The 20378-nt window shown below is 68.2% G+C and carries 20 protein-coding genes; 15 read left to right on the top strand and 5 right to left on the bottom strand.

Annotated features, from left to right (window positions below):
* Positions 1-142 precede the first annotated feature (142 nt).
* The 3 genes from QTI68_RS36040 (at position 143) to QTI68_RS36030 (ending at position 3675) form a co-directional block, all read left to right on the top strand.
* Positions 143-1042 (top strand): transglutaminase family protein, encoded by a 900-nt coding sequence (locus QTI68_RS36040; RefSeq protein WP_286528935.1) that lies wholly within the window; start codon positions 143-145, stop codon positions 1040-1042.
* 161 nt (positions 1043-1203) lie between these two features.
* Complete coding sequence (locus QTI68_RS36035) at positions 1204-2217, top strand: patatin-like phospholipase family protein (RefSeq protein ID WP_286528934.1); 1014 nt, start codon at positions 1204-1206, stop codon at positions 2215-2217.
* 3 nt (positions 2218-2220) lie between these two features.
* Complete coding sequence (locus tag QTI68_RS36030) at positions 2221-3675, top strand: GntP family permease (RefSeq protein WP_286528932.1); 1455 nt, start codon at positions 2221-2223, stop codon at positions 3673-3675.
* Positions 3676-3684: 9 nt separating this feature from the next.
* Here QTI68_RS36030 and QTI68_RS36025 read toward each other — a convergent pair whose 3' ends face one another.
* The gene (locus tag QTI68_RS36025) at positions 3685-3948 is read right to left on the bottom strand and encodes a hypothetical protein (protein WP_286528930.1); all 264 of its coding nucleotides are present in this window, start codon (positions 3946-3948) and stop codon (positions 3685-3687) included.
* A 224-nt stretch (positions 3949-4172) separates the two neighbouring features.
* Between QTI68_RS36025 and QTI68_RS36020 the strand changes: the two genes are divergently transcribed.
* Entirely contained in the window at positions 4173-6239 is a 2067-nt protein-coding gene (locus QTI68_RS36020) for a carbon starvation CstA family protein (RefSeq protein ID WP_286528928.1), read from the top strand.
* A complete protein-coding gene (locus tag QTI68_RS36015) occupies positions 6236-6454 on the top strand; it encodes a YbdD/YjiX family protein (RefSeq protein WP_286528926.1) in 219 nt (72 codons plus the stop codon). Before QTI68_RS36020 ends, QTI68_RS36015 begins: the two co-directional genes overlap by 4 nt.
* Here QTI68_RS36015 and QTI68_RS36010 read toward each other — a convergent pair.
* From QTI68_RS36010 to QTI68_RS35995, 4 genes are read right to left on the bottom strand one after another with little or no spacing between them, the layout of a single operon-like run.
* Complete coding sequence (locus QTI68_RS36010) at positions 6424-7077, bottom strand: ATP-binding cassette domain-containing protein (protein ID WP_286528924.1); 654 nt, start codon at positions 7075-7077, stop codon at positions 6424-6426. The genes QTI68_RS36015 and QTI68_RS36010 overlap by 31 nt on opposite strands.
* Positions 7078-7081: 4 nt before the next feature.
* Positions 7082-7837, bottom strand: coding sequence for an ABC transporter ATP-binding protein (locus tag QTI68_RS36005; RefSeq protein ID WP_286528922.1), 756 nt, complete (start codon positions 7835-7837; stop codon positions 7082-7084).
* Positions 7834-8577, bottom strand: a complete 744-nt coding sequence (locus QTI68_RS36000; protein ID WP_286528920.1) for an ABC transporter ATP-binding protein — start codon at positions 8575-8577, stop codon at positions 7834-7836. The genes QTI68_RS36005 and QTI68_RS36000 overlap by 4 nt, the downstream gene beginning before the upstream one ends.
* The gene (locus tag QTI68_RS35995) at positions 8564-9616 is read right to left on the bottom strand and encodes a branched-chain amino acid ABC transporter permease (protein WP_286528944.1); all 1053 of its coding nucleotides are present in this window, start codon (positions 9614-9616) and stop codon (positions 8564-8566) included. Before QTI68_RS35995 ends, QTI68_RS36000 begins: the two co-directional genes overlap by 14 nt.
* 97 nt (positions 9617-9713) lie before the next feature.
* Between QTI68_RS35995 and QTI68_RS35990 the strand changes: the two genes are divergently transcribed.
* From QTI68_RS35990 to QTI68_RS35945, 10 genes are all read left to right on the top strand, one after another.
* The gene (locus tag QTI68_RS35990) at positions 9714-10577 is read left to right on the top strand and encodes a MurR/RpiR family transcriptional regulator (protein WP_286528918.1); all 864 of its coding nucleotides are present in this window, start codon (positions 9714-9716) and stop codon (positions 10575-10577) included.
* On the top strand, positions 10574-12511 hold the full coding sequence (locus tag QTI68_RS35985; RefSeq protein WP_286528916.1) for a bifunctional 5-dehydro-2-deoxygluconokinase/5-dehydro-2-deoxyphosphogluconate aldolase: 1938 nt from the start codon (positions 10574-10576) through the stop codon (positions 12509-12511). Before QTI68_RS35990 ends, QTI68_RS35985 begins: the two co-directional genes overlap by 4 nt.
* 19 nt (positions 12512-12530) lie before the next feature.
* Positions 12531-13436 (top strand): NAD(P)-dependent oxidoreductase, encoded by a 906-nt coding sequence (locus QTI68_RS35980; protein ID WP_286528914.1) that lies wholly within the window; start codon positions 12531-12533, stop codon positions 13434-13436.
* Positions 13437-13472: 36 nt separating this feature from the next.
* The gene (locus tag QTI68_RS35975; protein ID WP_286528912.1) at positions 13473-14792 is read left to right on the top strand and encodes an ABC transporter substrate-binding protein; all 1320 of its coding nucleotides are present in this window, start codon (positions 13473-13475) and stop codon (positions 14790-14792) included.
* A gap of 11 nt (positions 14793-14803) precedes the next feature.
* Positions 14804-15742, top strand: a complete 939-nt coding sequence (locus QTI68_RS35970; protein WP_286528910.1) for a branched-chain amino acid ABC transporter permease — start codon at positions 14804-14806, stop codon at positions 15740-15742.
* Positions 15735-16493, top strand: coding sequence for an SDR family NAD(P)-dependent oxidoreductase (locus tag QTI68_RS35965; protein WP_286528907.1), 759 nt, complete (start codon positions 15735-15737; stop codon positions 16491-16493). The genes QTI68_RS35970 and QTI68_RS35965 overlap by 8 nt, the downstream gene beginning before the upstream one ends.
* 4 nt (positions 16494-16497) lie before the next feature.
* On the top strand, positions 16498-17310 hold the full coding sequence (locus QTI68_RS35960) for an SDR family NAD(P)-dependent oxidoreductase (RefSeq protein WP_286528905.1): 813 nt from the start codon (positions 16498-16500) through the stop codon (positions 17308-17310).
* 240 nt (positions 17311-17550) lie between these two features.
* Positions 17551-19329 (top strand): nitrite/sulfite reductase, encoded by a 1779-nt coding sequence (locus QTI68_RS35955; protein WP_286528903.1) that lies wholly within the window; start codon positions 17551-17553, stop codon positions 19327-19329.
* Complete coding sequence (locus QTI68_RS35950; protein ID WP_286528902.1) at positions 19326-19745, top strand: DUF934 domain-containing protein; 420 nt, start codon at positions 19326-19328, stop codon at positions 19743-19745. Before QTI68_RS35955 ends, QTI68_RS35950 begins: the two co-directional genes overlap by 4 nt.
* Complete coding sequence (locus QTI68_RS35945) at positions 19742-20362, top strand: phosphoadenosine phosphosulfate reductase domain-containing protein (RefSeq protein WP_286528900.1); 621 nt, start codon at positions 19742-19744, stop codon at positions 20360-20362. Before QTI68_RS35950 ends, QTI68_RS35945 begins: the two co-directional genes overlap by 4 nt.
* The last annotated feature ends 16 nt before the right edge of the window (positions 20363-20378 follow it).

The following is a 20378-nucleotide window of genomic DNA, read 5'->3' as shown; positions in this document are numbered from 1 at the left end:
CGTCTGCGGCGTTGCCCGCGCTTGCAAGGCGCAAGCCTTGCTGCGCGCGGGCGCCTTGCATCCAGCCCCTTGGCTCGGCAACGCGATCCCCGGAAGTAGTGTGAACAGGCCCTAGCCAGCCCTTGCGGGTCCACAATGGCCCATGGCCGTCCGCTACGACATCACCCACACCACCGTCTACCGCTACAAGACGCCCGTCACCTTCGGGCTGCACCGCGTGATGTTCAGGCCGCGCGACAGCCACGACCTGCGGGTGCTGGCGACCGACCTGGTGGTGAGTCCCGATGCCTATGTGCGGATGATCCACGACCCGCACTCCAATTCGGTGGCGCTGGTGCAGCCGATGGGCGAGGCGCTCGAGTTGCGCATCGTCTGTTCGTTCACCATCGAGCACCTGCCGACGCCGATCGACGAACTGGCGCTGGACCCGGCCGCCGAGGTGCTGCCCTTCGCTTATTCGCTGGAGGACCGGCTCGACCTCGAGCACTACCTGCGGCCGCACCACGACGATCCGGACGGCACGCTGATCCGCTGGGCCCACCAGTTCCTGCACACCGACCAGCCGAACAACACGCGCGACGTGCTGACCCGCATGAACGCGCACATCGGCCAGAGCCTGCGCTACGTGGCCCGCGACGAGGAAGGCACGCAGACGCCGCTGGAGACACTCACGCGCGGCAGCGGCAGCTGCCGCGACTACGCGCTGCTGATGATGGAGGCCGCGCGCCGCCTCGGCATCGCCACCCGCTTCGTCTCCGGCTATCTCTACGACGCGGCGCTCGACACCGGCGAGCCCGCCGAGCCGGGCCAGGCTGTCAGCGGCGCCGGCAGCACGCATGCGTGGCTGCACGCCTACCTGCCGGGCGCCGGCTGGATCGCCTTCGATCCCACCAACAACCTTATGGGCGGCGCCCAGCTCATCCGGGTCGGCGTGGCACGCGACCCGGCGCTGGCGGCGCCGATCTCGGGCAGCTGGTATGGCGAGCCCGAGGCCTACGAGGGGCTGGAAGCGAGCGTAATGGTGCGGCGAATCTCGGGCTGACCGTCAAAAACCGTCCGACCGCAAGCCCGACGAAGACCTTGCCGCAACGACCGGCCGGCACTTAAAGTGGCTTCCGACGCCTTTTCCTGGGCGCGGTTCTTGCTGATGACACTGTTCCGACACGCGGTGCCGGGACACTGTCGTCACTTCGGAGGTTCTGATTGAAGACTTTTCCCATCGACTTGGCCTTGCAGGGCGGCGGTTCGCACGGCGCCTTCACCTGGGGCGTCCTCGACCGCCTGCTCGAAGAACCCTGGCTGCAGCTGGACGGCATCTCTGGCACCTCGGCCGGCGCCATGAACGCGGCCGCGCTGGCATGCGGCCACGCGGCGGGCGGGGCCGAAGGAGCGCGCGAATCGCTCGACAGGTTCTGGCGTGGCGTTTCCGATGCCGCCAAGTACAGCCCCTTCAAGCGCAGCTGGATGGACATGCTCAGCGGCACCTGGACGCTCGACAACTCGCCGGCCTTCATCGCCGCCGACCTGGCCACCCGCCTCTGGTCGCCCTACGACCTCAATCCGCGCGGCATGAACCCGCTGCGCGGCATCCTGTCGGAGCTGATCGACTTCGACCGCCTCTCGGCATCGCCGATCAAGCTCTTCGTGACCGCCACCAACGTGCGCACCGGCCGCGGCCGGGTGTTCCGCAACGCCGAGCTGACGCCCGACGTGCTGCTGGCCTCGGCCTGCCTGCCGACCATGTTCCACGCGGTCGAGATCGACGGCGATCCGTACTGGGACGGCGGCTATGCCGGCAACCCGACGATGACGCCGCTGATCCGCGAATGCCAGTCGAGCGACACCCTGCTGATCCAGATCAACCCGGTCGAGCGGGCGGGCGTTCCGCGCAGCGCCACCGAGATCAACAACCGGCTCAACGAGCTGTCCTTCAATTCGCCGCTGCTCAAGGAGCTGCGCATGATCGCGCTGCTGCACCAGGTGGCCGACCCGGGGCACGGCGAAGGCGCCGCCTGGGCCCGGATGCGCATCCACCGCATCGCCACCGACGCCATGCTGGCGCTCGGCGCCTCGTCCAAGATGATCTCGGAGTGGCCCTTCCTGTGCCAGCTGCGCGATGAAGGCCGGCGCTCGGCGCAAGCCTTCCTCGAGGCCCACAAGGGCGACATCGGCAAGCGCTCGACGCTCGACCTCGACGCCCTGCTCGAAGGGGTCTGAGCCATGGGACTCGCAGGCATCTTCATCGGCCTCGGGCTGCTGATCTGGCTCTCCTACCGGGGCTGGAGCGTGCTGGTGCTGGCACCGGCCGCGGCGCTGATCGCCGCGCTGTTCGCCGGCGAGCCGCTGCTCGCCCACTGGACCCAGACCTTCATGGGTTCGGCGGCCGGCTTCCTGGCCAGCTTCTTCCCGCTGTTCCTGCTCGGCGCTGTGTTCGGCAAGCTGATGGACGACAGCGGCTCGGTCCAGACCATCGCCCGCTTCATGACCGAGAAGCTCGGGCCCCAGCGCGCGATGCTCGCGGTGGTGCTGGCCGGTGCGCTGGTCACCTACGGCGGGGTCAGCCTGTTCGTCGCCTTCTTCGTGCTGGCCCCGATGGCGCAGGCCCTCTTCCGGGCCGCGAACATCCCGGCCCGCCTGATGCCGGCGGCCATCGCGCTCGGCACCTCGACCTTCACCATGTCGGCGCTGCCCGGCACGCCCGCCATCCAGAACGCGATCCCGATGCCCTTCTTCGGCACCACGGCCTTCGCCGCGCCCGGCCTGGGCGTGATCGCCTCGGCGATCATGCTGGGCTTCGGGATGTGGTGGCTGCGGCGCGCCGAGGCCAAGGCCCGCGCGGCCGGCGAGACCTTCGGGACCCTGGACTCGGAGGCCCACATCGATGCCGCGGAAGACCCGGTGGTGCGCGAACGCGCCACCACCGCCGGCAGCTTCGACCCGGCCGAAGTCCAGCACGGCGAGCACGGCAGCGGCCAGCCCGGCATCGTGGCGGCCCTGGCCCCGCTGGTGGTGGTGGTGGTCGTCAACCTGCTGATGGCACTGGTGGTGCTGCCACGCATGAACACCGGCTACCTGGCCGAGGCCCGCTTCGGCGGCATCGGCCTGGCCAACGTCGGCGGCGTCTGGGCGGTGCTGGTGGCGCTGGCCGCGGCCATGTTGGTGCTGGTCGCGCTCAACTGGAAGCGCCTGCCTTCGCTGCGCGCCACGGTCGATGCCGGCGCCAATGCCTCGGTGCTGCCGGTGGTCTGCGTCGCCAGCCTGGTCGGCTTCGGCGCCGTGGTGGCCGCCATGCCGGCCTTCGAACTGGTGCGCGAATGGGTGCTGGGCATCGGCGGTGGGCCGCTGGTCTCGCTGGCGCTGTCGACCAACATCCTGGCCGCCCTCACCGGCTCGGCCTCGGGCGGCCTGACGATCGCGCTCGACGCGCTGGGCGGCACCTTCATGCAGCTGGCCGCCACCACCGGCCTCGATCCGGCGCTGATGCACCGGGTGGCGGTGATCGGCGCCGGCACCCTCGACAGCCTGCCGCACAACGGCGCGGTCGTCACGCTGCTGGCGGTCTGCGGCACCAAGCACGGCGAGAGCTATTTCGACATCGTGATGGTCGGCATCGTCGGCGCGCTGATCGCGCTGATCGCCGTCATCGTGCTGGGCTCGACGGTAGGCTCCTTTTGAACCGCTGATTCACCCCACCCGCAGCCGCAAGACGGCCGGGTGATGCTCCGGCGGCGCCGCCAGCCGGCGCGCATAGGCCGTCTCGGCCTCCTCCAGCGCTTCGCAGAGGCGCTCGAGCGCCCGGATGTCCTCTTGGCCCGGCGGCGTGCCGCTGCCGCACATGAAGTCGCCGAGCGACTCGATCATCTCTTCGCGCGCGGCGGCAACGGCCAGCCGGCAGCGCACCATCTCGCCCCTCAGCTTCGCCAGCTGTCCTCTTTTCGACCGATGCACAGCATCTCCCCGGTTGTTATTTGTACTACTTAGCTATTAACTGACCTTAGGGCTTGGGCGAGTCCGGGTCCATATGGCTTAGGCGCTATCCGTTCCGGGCAGTCGCAATCCGATTCAATCTGCGCCTTGCGCCGGCGCCGCCGCGGCAGGAAGATGGCAGCCGCCGAAGGAGACATGCCGACGGTCATGTCCGAACCGGCGGCTTTGCCAACAGGAGCCGCGCCATGAACAAGCTGACCTCCCTGCTGCTGTGGCCGGCGATCGCCATCCTCGGTGCCTTCTCGTTCGCGGCGCTGGCATTGGGCCGCGGCGAGAGCGTCAACGCGGTCTGGCTGGTGACCGCGGCGCTGTGCGTCTACTTCATCGCCTACCGCTTCTACAGCAAGTTCATCGCCGACAAGGTGCTGCGGCTGGACGACACGCGCGTCACGCCGGCGCTGCGCCACAACGACGGCATGGACTACGTGCCGACCAACAAGTGGGTGCTCTACGGCCACCACTTCGCGGCCATCGCGGGCGCCGGGCCGCTGGTCGGGCCGGTGCTGGCGGCGCAGATGGGTTACCTGCCCGGCACGCTGTGGATCCTCTCGGGGGTGGTGCTGGCCGGCGCGGTGCAGGACTTCATCGTGCTGTTCGCGTCGGTGCGGCGCGACGGCAAGTCGCTCGGCGAGATGATCAAGATGGAGCTCGGCCCGGTGCCCGGCACGCTGGCCCTGGTCGGCGTGCTGGCGATCATGATCATCATCCTGGCGGTGCTGGCGCTGATCGTCGTGAAGGCGCTCACCGGCAGCCCCTGGGGCCTGTTCACGATTTTCGCCACCATCCCGATCGCGCTGCTGATGGGCGTCTACATGCGGATCATCCGGCCCGGGCGCGTCGGCGAGGCCTCGGTGTTCGGCGTGGTGCTGCTGCTGGCCTCGATCTTCCTCGGCCGAGCCGTGGCCGAGAGCGCCACCTGGGCGCCGTGGTTCACCCTCACCGGCCCGCAGCTGGCCTGGGCGCTGATCGTCTATGGCGCCATCGCGGCCAGCCTGCCCGTCTGGCTGATGCTGGCGCCGCGCGACTACCTCAGCACCTTCCTCAAGATCGGCACCATCGTCGCGCTGGCGCTGGGCATCTACTACGTCGCGCCGCTGCTGGCGATGCCGGCCACCACCCGCTTCATCGACGGCAGCGGGCCGGTGTTCTCGGGCAAGCTGTTCCCGTTCCTGTTCATCACCATCGCCTGCGGCTCGGTGTCGGGCTTCCACGCCCTGATCTCGTCCGGCACGACGCCGAAGATGGTCGAGAAAGAGTCGCACATGCGCTTCATCGGCTTCGGCGGCATGCTGGCCGAGTCCTTCGTCGCGGTGATGGCGCTCACGGCCGCCAGCGTGCTCGACCCCGGCATCTATTTCGCGATGAATGCGCCGGCGGCGGTGATCGGCACCACCGCGGCCCACGCGGCCGAGGTGATCTCGGGCTGGGGCTTCACGATCACGCCCGAGCTCATCAACCAGACCGCGGTCGATATCGGCGAGACCAGCATCCTGTCGCGCGCCGGCGGTGCGCCGACCCTGGCGGTCGGCATGGCGCAGATCCTCGGCCAGGCCTTCGGCGGCAAGTCGATGGAGGCCTTCTGGTATCACTTCGCGATCCTGTTCGAGGCCCTCTTCATCCTGACCGCGGTCGATGCCGGCACCCGGGTCGGCCGCTTCATGATCCAGGACATGCTGGGCCACCTCTACAAGCCGCTCGGCGACACCGAGTTCCTGCCCGCCAACATCGTCGCGACGCTGCTGTGCGTCGGGCTCTGGGGCTACTTCCTGTACCAGGGCGTGGTCGATCCGCTCGGCGGCATCAACACGCTGTGGCAGCTGTTCGGCGTCGGCAACCAAATGCTGGCCGGCATCGCGCTGCTGCTGTGCACCAGCGTGCTCGTGAAGATGAAGCGCGAACGCTACGTGTGGGTCACGCTGGCGCCGACCGCCTGGCTGCTGGTCACGACACTGACCGCCGGCGTGCAGAAGATCTTCCACCCCGACCCGGCCATCGGCTTCCTGGCGCTGGCGCGCAAGTTCGGCGATGCGGCCGCGCAAGGCACGCTGATCGCACCGGCCAAGTCGATCGCCGAGATGCAGCGCGTGGCCTTCAACAACACGCTCGACGCCGTGGTCTGCGGCTTCTTCGTGCTGCTGGTGGTCGCGATGTGCGTGTTCGCCGCCAAGATCTGCCTGCAGGCGCTGAAGCAAGCCAGGCCGACGGCGCAGGAGATCCCGCCGATGAGCGGCCCGCAGGGAGCCATGCCGTGAACGAAGCCATCGACCTGGACGCCGAGCGTTCGCTGGGGCAGCGCTTTCGCAGCCTTTGCTCGGCCTGCCGGCAAGTCTTCGGCATGCCCGACTACGAGCGCTACCTGGAGCACGCGGCCACGCTGCATCCCGGGGCGCCGGTGCTGTCGCGCAACGACTACTGCGCCAAGGTGATCGAGCGCCGCTACGGCAAAGGCGTCGGGCGCTGCTGCTGAGCCTGCGCGGGACCGGCGAGTGCACCCAGGTAGGCGCGCACCCGTTCGTCAGCCATCAGCGAATCGAAGTCCGCCATCTGCGTGACCGTGCCCTTCTGCACGAAGATGAATCGCTCGCAACTCTGGCGCAGGATGTCGATGTGGTACGGCTCGTTCGGATGCAGGCACAGGAACACCAGCCGGCCGCGCGCCTTGAGCGTGCGGAAGAAATCGAGCATGAACCCGATGTAGCCGTCCTGGGTATTGAACTGCGGCTCGTCGAACAGATGCACCAGCGGCGAATCGCAGCGCGCATGGTCGAGCATGAAGTTCGGCCGGCTGCGCTGGAACGACCGCAGCTGATACGACTGGTGGTAGTGGATCGCCAGCCGGTCGCGCTCCCGGGTGCGCACGCGATGGATGTCCTGGCCGTTGACCAGCACGCGCCCTGCACTGGGCAGGTTGCTGCCGGTCATGAGTTCGAACAGCGTGGTCTTGCCCGAGCCGTTGGGGCCCAGCACGCCGACCACGGCCGGCCTCGCGACCTCGAAATCGGCGGCGAGGCTGAAAGTGAGCTTCGGCCGCAGCAGGCCGCGGGCGTATCGCTTGGCGATCTTCTCGACCTTGAGCAGCGGTGCGTTCATGCCGTCATACCCCCAGCAGTCGAAGACGCAGCGCGGCGTCGCTGCGCAAGGCCTCGGCCGAGCCCTCGTGCACGATCGCGCCCTGGCTCATCACATACACGCGGTCGGCCACTTCGAGCGCGCTCTGGACGTTCTGCTCGACCACCAGCACCGAGACGCCCTCGGCCTTCAGCCGCGTGATGGTCTTCATCACGTCCTGCACCACCTTCGGCGCCAGGCCCTGGCTCGGCTCGTCGAACAGCACCAGCCCGGGCGAGCCCAGCAGTGCGCGCGAGATCGCGACCATCTGCATCTCGCCGCCGGACAGGTTCTCGCATTCGCGATGCATCAGGTGCTCGAGCGCGCTGAAGATCTCGAAGCACTCCTTCTCGGTCCAGGCGCGGAAGCGCGACTTCTTGCCTGCGATCGCGAGGTTGCGTGCCACGGTCAGCGTCGGGAAGATGCGCCGGTCGTCTGGCACCCAGCCGACACCGGCACGCGCGATGTCATGGGTCGACGCCCGCGTCACGTCGCGGGCATCGAAGCGGATGGTGCCGGCGCGCGCCGGCGTCAGGCCGAGGATCGAACGCAGCGCGGTGGTCTTGCCGGCGCCGTTCGGCCCCAGCAGCGCGACCACTTCGCCCGCGTCCACGCGCAGCGAGACGCCGAACAGGGCCTGCGTCTCGCCGTAGAAGGTGTCGATGCGCTCGATGGCGAGCAATGGCGGCGGCGTGCGATCGAGGGTCAGAGGCGCTTTCTGAGCGGCCGGGCGGGGGCTCATGCGAGCACCCCCAGGTTGGAACGCGCGACCCATTCGTTGCGCCGCAGTTCGTCCGGCGTGCCCTGCGCGATCACCTGGCCCCAGTGGATCACCGAGATCCGGTCGGCCAGGCCGAACAGGAACTTCATGTCGTGCTCGATCACCATGATCGTCAGCTGCCGGCGCAGTTGCAGAACCAGTTCGGTCAGCCTGGCCGTGCCTTCGGCGCCGAGGCCGGCCGTCGGCTCGTCGAGGAACAGCATCCGCGGCTCGGCGGCCAGCGCAACGCCGATCTCCAGGGCGCGCCGTTCGCCGTACGAGAGGCTGCGCGCCGGCGAAAGCGCCTTGCCGGCCAGGCCGACGCGCGCCAGCACCGCCGCCGCCAGATCCTGTGCCGTGCTGTCGGCGCCCAGGTCGCGCCAGGGATTGAAGCCCTGGCGGCGTACGTGCGGCGTGGCGATCAAGACATTGTCGAGTGCCGAGTAGTCGTCGAAGAGATTCATGATCTGGAAGGAGCGCGAGATGCCCTTGCGCGCGATCTCCCGCGGCGCCAGACCGGTGATGTCCTGGCCCGCGAAGCGCACGCTGCCGCGGTCGGGCCGATAGCGACCGGTGAGCACGTTGAAGCAGGTGGTCTTGCCGGCCCCGTTCGGGCCCATGATGCCGACCAGTTCGCCTTCGTCGCAGGCCAGCGTGATGTCTTCGAGCACCACCTGGTCGCCGAAGCGCTTCGACAGGCCCTGGGCTTCAAACAGCTTCATCGGCGCCTCCCCGGACCGCTGCGGCCAGCATCGCGGCGGACACGGTGCTGGCGGCGCCCGGCGGCCTTCGCCGCCACCTCGCCATCCAGCCCTGCCAGATGCCGGCAATGCCGTCGGGCTTGAAGATCACCAGCGCCATGAAAAGGAGTCCATACCAGAGCAGCCAGGTCTCGGTGTAGACGCCCAGCAGGTCGCGCGCCAGGATGAAGAAGGTGGCGCCGATCACCGGCCCCCAGAAGCTGACGAGCCCGCCGCCGATCAGCACCATCATCACGACGAAGCCCGAGTTGTGCAGGCTCATCACGTTCGGATAGGCCGACTGCTGCGCCATCGCGAACAGGGCGCCGGCCAGCCCCGCGACGCCGGCCGACAGCGTGAACGCCAGCCACTTGTAGAGCCAGACGTTGTAGCCCACGAAAGCGGCCCGGGTCTCGTTCTGCTTGATGGCGCTCAGCACCCTGCCCAGCGGCGAGTGCACCAGCCGCCAGAGGGCGACCAGCACCAGCGCGAACGCCGCCAGGCAGAAATAGAACAGCGCGTCGTTGCTCGCGAGGCTGAACGAGACGAAGCCGAAATCGGCCGGCAGCCGCTTGATGCTGAGCAGGCCGTCCTCGCCGCCGGTCACCGTGTGCCATTTGTTGGCGATGAACCAGAAGACCTGGCCGAAGGCGATGGTCAGCAGCGCGTAGTAGATGCCGCGCTTGTGCGAGATGAACAGCGCCACCAGGGCCCCGAGCACGGTCGCCACCAGCACCGCGCCGACGAGGTCGAACCAGAGGTTCGGCCAGACCCTGAGCTGCAGCAGGCCGAAGGCGTAGGCCCCGATGCCGAAATAGGCGCCATGCCCGAACGAGGGCAAGCCCGTGAAACCGAGCAGCAGGTTGAAGCCCAGCGCGAACATCATCCAGATCATGATTTCGAGCGCCAGGTACTGGTAGAGCCCCACCTGCGCGACCCACAGCGGCGTCGACAGCAGCAGTGCCAGCGTGAGGACCAGGGGCGCGGGGAACAGGGCGGCGCGGCCGGCGGCGAGGTGCATCAAGTTCCGTCTCCGATTTTTTCAAGGACCGTTGGACAAAACAGAATGTACGTTCTATTATTTAAACATTCAAGAACATTTATTCTATTTTCAGCACATGGACGCGATCGCGAACTACGAGCAGCTCAAGACCCGGATTGCCGAGGCCTACCCCGGCATGTCGAAGCAGCTGCAGCGCATCGCCCGCTATGCGCTGGAGCGCCCGGACGACCTCGCACTGGGCACGGTGGCGGCCATCGCCGAGAGCACCGAGGTCCAGCCCTCCGCCATGATCCGCTTCGCCAACGCGGTCGGCTATGGCGGTTTCTCCGAGATGCAACAGGTATTTCGCGGCCACCTGGTCGAGCGCTCGGCAAGCTACCGCGAGCGCATCGTGGAGATCCGGCGCAAGCAGAACCACGATGCGCAGGCACCGGCCGGCGTGCTGCACCAGCTGGCGAGCGACTCGATCGCCGAGCTGGGCCAGCTCGAGGACATGGTCCGCGAGGCCGACCTGAGGGCGGCCGTCAAGCTGATCGCCGACGCGCCCCACATTCACGTGCTGGCGCAGCGTCGGGCGTTCCCGGTGGCGGGCTACCTGGCCTATGCGCTGAGCCAGCTCGAGCTGCGCACCCACCTGCTCGACGGCGCCGGCGGCATGCTGCGCGAGAGCCTTCGCTCGGTGGCGCCGGGCGATGTGCTGCTGGTCGCGAGCTTTCGCAACTACTCGCCCGACGTGCTCGAAGCAGCCCGCCTGCTGCGCGCGCAAGGCACTTCGGTGGTCGCCATCACCGATGGGCCGCTGTCGCCCCTCAAGGCCTCGGCCACCGTCTGCTTCGAGCTGGCCGACGACTCGTCGAAACCTTTCCGCTCGCTGGTGGCGCCGCTTTGCCTGGCGCAGGCCCTGGTGGTCAGCACCGGCCACCTGCTGGCGGAACAGGCTGCGTCCAAGCCAGCCGCTTCGAGAAGGAAGAAGACATGACGCGTGCTTTCGATGTGATCTGCATGGGCCGCGCCGCGGTCGATCTCTACGGCGAGCAGGTCGGCGGCCGGCTCGAGGACATGCTGAGCTTCACCAAGTACCTGGGCGGCTCGCCCGCCAACACCGCGGTCGGGGTGGCGCGCCTGGGCCTGCGGCCCGCGATGCTGACGCGTGTCGGCGACGAGCACAACGGCCGCTTCGTGCGCCAGACGCTGGCCGCAGAAGGCGTCGACGTCAGCCACGTCAAGACCGACCCGCGGCGCCTGACGGCCCTGGTGTTCCTCGGCATCCAGGACCGCGAGACCTTCCCGCTGATCTTCTACCGCGACAACTGCGCCGACATGGCGATCGACGAGGCCGACATCACGGGCGCACAGATCGCTTCGGCCACCGCGCTGCTGCTGTCGGGCACCCATCTGTCGCAGCCACAGACCTATCGCGCCTGCATGCGCGCCGTGCAGCTGGCCAGGGAGACCGGCACCCGTGTGGTGCTCGACATCGACTACCGCCCCGTGCTCTGGGGCCTGACCAGCCCGGGCATGGGAGAGCAGCGCTTCGTGCCCTCGCATCAGGTCAGCGCCCATCTGCAGACGGTGGTGCCTTCATGCGACCTGGTGGTCGGCACCGAGGAAGAGATCCACATCGCGGGCGGCAGCTCCGACACCCTCGCCGCGCTGCGCCGGCTGCGCGAACTGACCGACGGCACGCTGGTCGTGAAGCGCGGGCCGATGGGCTGCGTGGTGTTCGACGGTCCGATTCCGGAGCGGCTCGACGACGGCCTGCGCGGTCCCGGCTTTCCGGTCGACGTCTACAACGTGCTGGGCGCCGGCGATGCCTTCATGGCAGGCTTCCTGCGCGGCTGGCTCAAGGACGAGCCGCTCGACCGTTGCTGCACCTATGCCAACGCCTGCGGTGCCCTGGTGGTCTCTCGCCACGGCTGTGCGCCGGCGATGGCCAGCTGGCAGGAGCTGCAGCACTTCCTCGCGGTGGGCTCGCACACCCGGCGCCTGCGCGAAGACGTGGCGCTCGAGCATCTGCACCGCGTGACCACGCGCACGCGGCGATGGGACGAGCTGGTCATCCTGGCTTTCGACCACCGCGTGCAGTTCGATGAACTGGCGGCGCGGCATGGTGCCGGCGCACCGCGCATCGAGGACTTCAAGCGCCTGGTGGCCGAGGCCGCCAGGCGCGTGGCGCGGCAGGAAGCCGAGCCCGGCTCCCGGCTCGAGGCCGGCATGATCCTCGACGGCCGCTTCGGCGCCGACATCCTGCCCTCGCTCACCGGCAAGGGCTGGTGGGTGGCGCGCCCGGTGGAACTGCCCGGATCGCGACCGCTGCGCTTCGAGCCCGGACTTCCCCTGATGCAGGAGCTGCGCAATTGGCCCGGCGAGCACGTGGCCAAATGCCTGGTCGCCTACCACCCGGACGACCCGCAGCCGCTGCGCGACGAGCAATTGCGCCATCTCGACGAACTGCAATGCGCGAGCGTCGCCACCTTCCACGAATTCCTGATCGAGGTCGTTCCGCCGCGTGAATTGCCGGCCGACGACAGCACCCTGCCGCGCGCGATGCAGCAGATCTACGAGGCCGGCATCCGCCCGGACTGGTGGAAGCTGCCGCCCGCCGGCTCGGCCGCGGCCTGGCAGCGCATCGCCGAAATGGTCCGCGTCCACGATCCGCACTGCCGCGGCGTGCTGCTGCTGGGCCTGGAGGCCAGCGAGGACGCCTTGCGCACCGGCTTCGAGGCCGCGGCCGCGCATCCGATCTGCCGCGGCTTCGCGGTCGGCCGCTCGATCTTCGCCGAGGCGGCGGCCGGTTGGTTCGCCGGCCGGCTCGACGATGCCGAGGCCATCGACGACATCGCGCAACGCTATGCGCGGCTCATCCGGCTCTGGCGCGAGGCGCGCGCCGGCCACGCCACCAGCCTGGTTTGAACTCTCGAAGGACTTTCACATGACGACGAAAAAGATCGGCTTCATCGGCATCGGCATGATGGGCCACGGCATGGTCAGGAACCTGCTCGCCAAGGGCTTCCCGGTCAAGCTCAAGGTGCACCGCAACCGGGCCAACCTCGCGGACCTGCTCGCCGCCGGAGCGACCGAGGCCGACACCCACGCGGCGACAGCGCAGGATGTCGACATCGTCTTTCTCTGCGTCACCGGCTCCCCGCAGGTGGAGGCGATCGTCTACGGCGCCGACGGCCTGCTCGGCGCCGCACGCGCCGGGCTCATCGTGGTCGACTGCTCGACCGCCGAGCCCTCGTCGAGCACGAGGATCCGCGCCGACTTCGCGGCCCGGGGCGTCAGCTTCATCGACGCGCCACTGGCCCGCACGCCGAAAGAGGCAGAGGAAGGCCGGCTCAACACCATGGTCGGCGCCGATCCGGAAGACTTCCGGACCATCGAACCGGTGCTCCAGGCCTTCTGCGAGAACATCTTCCATGTCGGCCCGCCAGGCCACGGCCACGTGCTCAAGCTGGTCAACAACATGATGGCGATGAGCTTCGCCAGTTGCATCGCCGAGGCCTTCGCGGTTGCGGCCAAGTCGGGGCTGGACCTCAAGCGTCTCTACGACGTCGTCTCGGTGGGCGGCGTCAATTGCGGCATCTTCCAGATGATGACTGCCAAGACGCTGACCGAAGGGACAGTCGACGGCTTCAAGTTCGTCATCGCCAACGCACAGAAAGACCTGCGCTACTACACCCACCTGGCCGAGAGCCTGCCGGTCGCGAGCTTCATGGGCGAGGCGGCGCACCAGAGCCTGATCCAGGCCGTGAACCTGGGCTTCGGCGACAAGCTGATCGCCTCGCTGTTCGAGGCGCAGGAAAAGATCAACGACGTGAAGATCGTTCCGCGCTAGCCCCGCCCGTCATCAAACCCGCAGGAGACAAGCACCATGAAGAAGACAGACAGCACCTCCGATTCACGCCGCGCGCTCCTCAAGGGTGGCGGGCTCGCGCTCGCCGGCGCCGGCCTCTACGGCGCGGCCCCGTTCATGGGCCCCTGGAAACACAACCGGGCCTGGGCCCAGTCGGCGCAGAAAAAGCCGCTGGTGATCGGACTCACGATGGACGCCTCGGGCATGTACGCGGCCTCGGGCGGCGAGGAGCGCCTGGGCGCGATGATGGCGATCAAGGAATTCAACGACAAGGGCGGCGTGCTGGGCCGCCGCATCGAGGCCATCCACATCGACACCGAGACCACGCCGGCCACCGGCTCACGCGTGGCCGAACGCATGATCACCCGCAACGAGGCCTCGTTCCTGATCGGCGCCGTGCATTCGGGGGTGTCGAACGCGATCTCGCAGGTGGCGCAGAAGTACGGCACCGTCTTCCTCAACACCAACTCGAGTTCGCCGACCGAAGCCGGCAAGGACTGCCACCGGACCAAGTTCGTCTGGGACGGCAACGGCACCAACTTCTCGAACGCGATCGTGAAGAACGCGATCGCCACCAGCGGCCGCAACTGGGTGCTGCTGACCAACGACTATGTCTGGGGCCACAACACCGCCAAGTCCACGCGGGCGATCGTCGAGGCCAACGGCGGCAAGATCGTCGACGAGTTGCTGGTGCCGCAGAACACGCGCGATTTCTCGGCCTACCTGCTGAAGCTCCAGCAGCTCAAGCCCAACGTGGTCGCCACCGCGGTGGGCGGCGACGACATCAAGGCGCTGCGCCAGCAGGTGGTGCAGCTCAAGCTGAACGAGTCGATGGCCTGGATCAACAACCAGCAGGACTGGCCCGACGTCTACGGCCTCGGCCCGGAGGCGATCTTCGGCGTCTTCGGCACCACTTGGTACTACCGGCTCGACCTGCCCGGCGTGAAGGAGTTCGTCGCCGCCTACCAGAAGCAGTATCCGGGGATGGCGATCCGGGTGCCGGGCAACGTCTATCACAACACCTACATGGCGACGCGCGAACTGCTGCGCTGCTGCGAGGAGGCCGGCACGGTGCAGAACATCGCGGTCATCAAGAAGCTCGAAGGCCGCAGGATGACGGCGCTCGACCGCCTGCAGCACTACGACGCCTGGATGGACGCCGACACCCACCAGTGCCAGCAGACCATCTACATGGCGCGCTACAACGACAAGCCGGCCGAGAAGGACGACATCTTCAAGATCCTGACGCAGGCCAACCCGAAGGACGTGGTGGACAAGGACGCGGCGGCCGCCTGCAAGCTCGAGAGCTACGACGCCACGCCCAGCTACGACGTCTGACGCGGCGAGGCATGCACGCGATGGATTTCCTGTTCCAGCTCCTGCCCCACCTGGTCAACGGCATCACGCTGGGACTGCTGTTCGCGCTGATCGCGCTCGGCTTCATGCTGATCGTCGGCGTGATGGAGACCATCAACCTCGCCCACGGCTCGCTGTTCGCGCTCGGCATGTACGTCGCGTTGTTCATCATCGCGCCGAAGCTCGGGATGTTCCCCGAGATGCAGGCGGCGTACATGGCGCTTCCGATCGCGCTGCGCTACCTGTTGGCGCTGGTGCTGGCGCCGATCTTCGTCGGCCTCTTCGGCATGCTGCTGGAGTTGTGCATGCGGCGCACCTACGGCCGCGACCCGCTCTACGGCCTGCTGCTGACATTCGGCGCGGCGCTCGTCATCGAAGAAGGCATCCGCCTCGTGTGGGGCTCTTCCGAGCAGCAGCTGCAACTGCCGCAGGCGATCTCGGGCGCACTGCTGGTGGGCGACCTGATCTATTCGCGCTACCGCTTCTTCGCCAGCGCCTTTGCGGTGCTGATGATCTTCCTGCTGTGGCTTTTTTTGCAGAAGACCCCCTACGGCGCGATCATCAAGGCCGGCGCGCACGACAGCGAGATGGTGCGCGCGCTGGGCATCAACCTGAAGCGGCTGCGGCTCTTCGTCTTCGGGCTCGGTGTTGCGCTGGCAGCCATCGCGGGTGTCGTGATGGCGCCGATCTGGGGCATCCGGCCGCACGTCGGGGTCGACGCGGTGGTGCCGGCCTTCCTGATCATCGTGCTCGGCGGCGTCGGCTCGCTCTGGGGCGCGGTGATCGCCGGGCTGATGGTCGGCATGGTGGTCGGCCTCACGGGCTCCTACGCCTCGGAGTGGTCGCTGATGTCGATGTACCTGCTGTTCATCGGGGTCGTCACCTTCCGCTCGCGCGGATTGTTCGGAAAGAAGAGCGTGCTCGATGTCTGAGGCCCTGATCCAGCCCTTGCAGGGAAAGGTGGCGCTGGTCACGGGCGCGGCCGGCACCATGGGCCTGGCCGCCACCCGCGCGCTGCTCGAGGACGGCTGCACGGTCGCGCTGGTCGACACCCACCACGAGCGCACGTTGGCCATCGCCGAAAGCCTGGGGAGCGACGCCCTGCCCTTCTGCTTCGACATCAGCGACCCGGATGCCGTGCGCGAAGGATGCGCGCGCATCGCGGCTTCGGTTGGGGCGGTCGACATCCTGGTCAACAACGCGGGCATCCTGTCGAACAACAAGGTCGAGGCCACCGACGCGGGCGAATGGCGACGCGTGCTGGCGGTCAACCTCGATGGCGCCTTCTACCTGTCGCAGCAGGTGGTTCCGGCCATGAAGGCGCGGCGCTCGGGCCGCATCATCAACACCTGCTCGCTGGCCGCCAAGACCGGTGGACTCACCGCAGGGACGGCCTACTCGGTGTCCAAGGGCGCATTGACCTCGCTGACCTTCTCGCTGGCGCGCGAGCTGGCCGCCTTTGGCGTCACGGCCAACGGCATCTCGCCGGCCTACGTGAAGACGCCGATGATCACCGAGCAACTGAGCGAGGCGCAGCGCCAGGCCCTGCTGCGGGATATCCCGGTCGGACGCTTCTGCGAGCCCGAGGAATTCGCGCACGTGGTGCGCTTCCTCGCCTCGCCGCTGGCCGGCTTCATCACCGGCGAGGTCATCGACCTCAACGGCGGACTGCTGATGGATTGAACCGATGGACCCACTGACGCCCCGCATCGACTTCCCGCGCGCCCTCGCCGGCCAGTTTAGCCTCGAAGGCAAGGTCGCGTTCATCCCCGGCGGCTACGGCGGCATCGGCGAGGCGATCGCCTGGGCGATGGCACTGGCCGGCGCCAGGGTCGCCGTCGCAGGGCGCGACGGCGACAAGGCCGAGGCGCTGGCGGCCTCGCTGCGCGCGGCGGGCCATGAGGCGCTCGGCCTGGCGATGGACGCGCATTCCGTGGCCGACATGCAAGGGTCGGTCGACCGTGCGGCCGCGCACTTCGGGCGCTTCGACATCCTCATGAACTGCATCGGCATCCAGCGCGAGCAGGCTCTGCTCGAGGTCACGGAAGAGGCCTTCGACGAAGTGACCCAGGTCAACCTGAAGTCAGCGATGTTCCTGGCCCAGGCGGCCGCCAGACACCAGATCGCGGGCGGCCGGGGCGGCGCTCAGCTGCACTTGCTGTCGGTGCGCTCACGCTTCGGCCTGCGCGGGCGCGGCTACTCGGCGTATGCGAGCACCAAGGGCGCCCTGGTGATGCTGATCCGCCAGCACGCGGCCGAACTGGCGCCCCACGGGATCACCGTCAACGGCATCGCGCCGACCGTGGTGCGCACCGACATGGCGCGCCATTGGCTCGACAACCCCGCGACGCACGAGCAACTGCTGGCACGCATTCCGCTTGGCCGGGTCGCCGAGCCGGTCGACATCGCCGGCACGGCAGTCTTTTTCTGCGCCCCGGCGGCGTCCTTCGTCACCGGCCAGGTGCTGTACCTCGACGGCGGAATCACGGCAACCCAATAGCCGCCGGGCCGGTGCCCTGCAGGAGGCCGCTGCCTTTCCTAGAATTGGGCGGTTCCGGCCGTTTCCGCCTTATCCGGAAAAGCCATCCAATCGCCCGCAAACCCGCATGGGGACTGGCGAATAAGCTTATCCGCATAAGGCGCGAACCAAAAAATAGTTTGTTTCCATAAGGCTCGCTTTTACATTCCACGCTCGCTTTGACGGGTGGTGGACGCGCCGCCTTCCAGCAACTGACACACGATGTACCAATACACAGATTTCGACCGCCAGTTCGTGCACCTGCGTGCCGCGCAATTCCGCGACCAGCTGGAGCGATGGCAGAGCGGCAAGCTCGCCGAGGACGAGTTCCGGCCGCTGCGCCTGCAGAACGGCTGGTACGTCCAGCGCTACGCGCCGATGCTGCGGGTGGCCGTGCCCTACGGCGAACTGTCGAGCCGCCAGCTGCGCGTGCTGGCGAAGATCGCCCGCGAGTACGACGAGCCCGAGGCCGAGGTCTACAAGCACGCGCTGGCCACGCAAGGCAAGCTCGGGACGCACAAGCTGCCGACCCACTACGCCCACTTCACGACGCGCCAGAACGTCCAGTACAACTGGATCCCGCTGGCCAAGTCGGCCGACGTGATGGACCTGCTGGCCTCGGTCGACATGCACGGCATCCAGACCAGCGGCAACTGCATCCGCAACATCACGAGCGACGAGCGCGCCGGCATCGCGGTCGACGAGATCGCCGACCCGCGCCCTTTCGCCGAGATCATGCGCCAGTGGAGCACGCTGCACCCTGAGTTCGCCTTCCTGCCGCGCAAGTTCAAGATCGCGATCACGGGCGCCAAGGAAGACCGCGCCGCCACTGGCTGGCACGACGTCGGCCTGCACCTGGTCAAGAACGAGGCCGGCGAGCTGGGCTTCCGGGTGCAGGTGGGCGGCGGCATGGGCCGCACGCCGATCATCGGCACCGTGCTGCGCGAGTTCCTGCCCTGGAACCAGATCATGAATTACCTCGAAGCGGTGATCCGGGTCTACAACCGCTACGGCCGGCGCGACAACATCTACAAGGCGCGCATCAAGATCCTGGTCAAGGCCGAGGGCCAGCGCTACATCGACGACGTCGAGGCCGAGTACAAGCAGGTCATCGAGCACGACGGCGCGCCGCACACCATCACCCAGTCCGAGCTCGACCGCGTCAGCGCCTCCTTCGTGCCGCCGCAGCTCGCTACCCGCGTGTTCCGCAGCGCCGAGGCCACCGATGCCGACCTGCGCGCGCAGGCCGCCGACGACGTCATGTTCGCGCGCTGGCTGGCGCGCAACGTGGCGCCGCACCAGAACCCCGCGCTGCGCGCGGTCACGCTGTCGTTCAAGCGCCGCCTGCAGGCGCCCGGCGATGCCTCGGCCGAACAGCTCGACACCGCCGCCCGCCTGGCCGATCGCTTCAGCGCCGGCGAGGTGCGCGTCACGCACGACCAGAACCTGCTCTTGCCCTGGGTGCATGCCGAGGACCTGCACGCGCTGTGGCTGAACGCCCGCGAGGCCGGCTTCGCCAGCGCCAACGTCCACCTGCTCACCGACATGATCGCGTGCCCCGGCGGCGACTTCTGCGCCCTGGCCAACGCGCGCTCGATCCCGATCGCCGAAGCCATCACCGAGCGCTACCAGGACCTCGACGAACTCGACGACCTCGGCGAGATCGACCTCCACATCAGCGGCTGCATCAACTCCTGCGGCCACCACCACAGTGGCCATATCGGCATCCTCGGCGTCGACAAGGACGGCAAGGAGTGGTACCAGGTCACGCTCGGCGGCTCCGACGGCTCGCTCCTCAGCGGCGCGGCGCAGGCCGGCAAGGTGGTCGGCCCGTCGTTCTCGGCAGCCGAAGTGCCCGACGTGATCGAGGCCGTGCTCAACACCTACCGCGACACCCGCGAAGCCGGCGAGACCTTCATCGACGCGCTGCGCCGGGTCGGCATCGAACCCTTCAAGGCCGCCGCCAACGGCGCCCGCTTCAAGGTCGAGGTGGCCGCATGAACCGCACCCTGACGCTGATCGCCGCCGAAGACCATGTCGACAACGGCGACCCGACCGTGCTGCAGCTGCCCAACGATGCCGATCCGCTGGCGATCGAGGTCTGCCTGGACGACGTCGAGCGCATCGACCTCGACTTCCCGAAATTCACCGACGGCCGTGCCTACAGCCAGGCCTTCCTGCTGCGCCGCCGCCTGGGCTTCAAGGGCGACATCCGCGCCACCGGCGACGTGCTGATCGACCAGCTGGTGCAGATGCAGCGCACCGGCTTCTCGAGCGCCGTGCTCAAGGAAGGCGTCGACGCCTCCGCCGCCCAGCGCCAGTTCGACCGTTTCGCCGCCTTCTACCAGGGCGACGCAGTGCAGGCCGCGCCGCATTTCGTCGCGGCACCCGAGCCCGCATCGGAGCCTTCGGCATGAGCATCGACCTCGCACGCATCAACACCGACCTCGGCCGCAACGCCGAGGGGCTGGTGGACTGGGCCATCGGCCTCGGCCAGCCGACCATCGTCACCACCAATTTCCGCCCCTTCGAGGCCGTGATCCTGCACATGGTCACGCGCGCGAAGCCCGATGTGCCGGTGGTCTGGATGGACAACGGCTACAACACCGAGGCCACCTACCGCTTCGCCGATGAAGTGACGAAGCAGCTGGGGCTCGACCTGCACATCTACCTGCCGCGCCGCTCGCGGGCGCATCGCGAGGCGGTGGAAGGCCCGACGCCGGCACTCGACGATCCGCGCCACGCCGCCTTCACGGAAGAGGTCAAGCTGGAGCCCTTCGCCCGCGCCCTGCGCGAGACCGCGCCGAAAGTCTGGTTCACCGCGCTGCGGGCCACCGACACGGCCGTGCGCGCGCAGATGGACCCGGTCAGCGTCAATCCGGACGGCCTGATCAAGGTCGCGCCGCTGCTGCACTGGTCGTCGAAGGACCTGTACGCCTACTGCGAGGCGCATGGCCTGCCCAACAACTTCGACTACGTGGACCCGACCAAGGGCGAAGACAACCGCGAGTGCGGACTGCATCTCGCGCACTGAGCGCCAACGCCGCACC

It is taken from the genome of Variovorax sp. J31P207, from assembly GCF_030316965.1.
GTDB classification, from domain to species: Bacteria; Pseudomonadota; Gammaproteobacteria; order Burkholderiales; family Burkholderiaceae_C; genus Variovorax; species Variovorax ginsengisoli_B.
The sequence above is the reverse complement of the archived record's forward strand: the minus strand, read 5'-3'. Positions and strand labels throughout refer to the sequence as shown.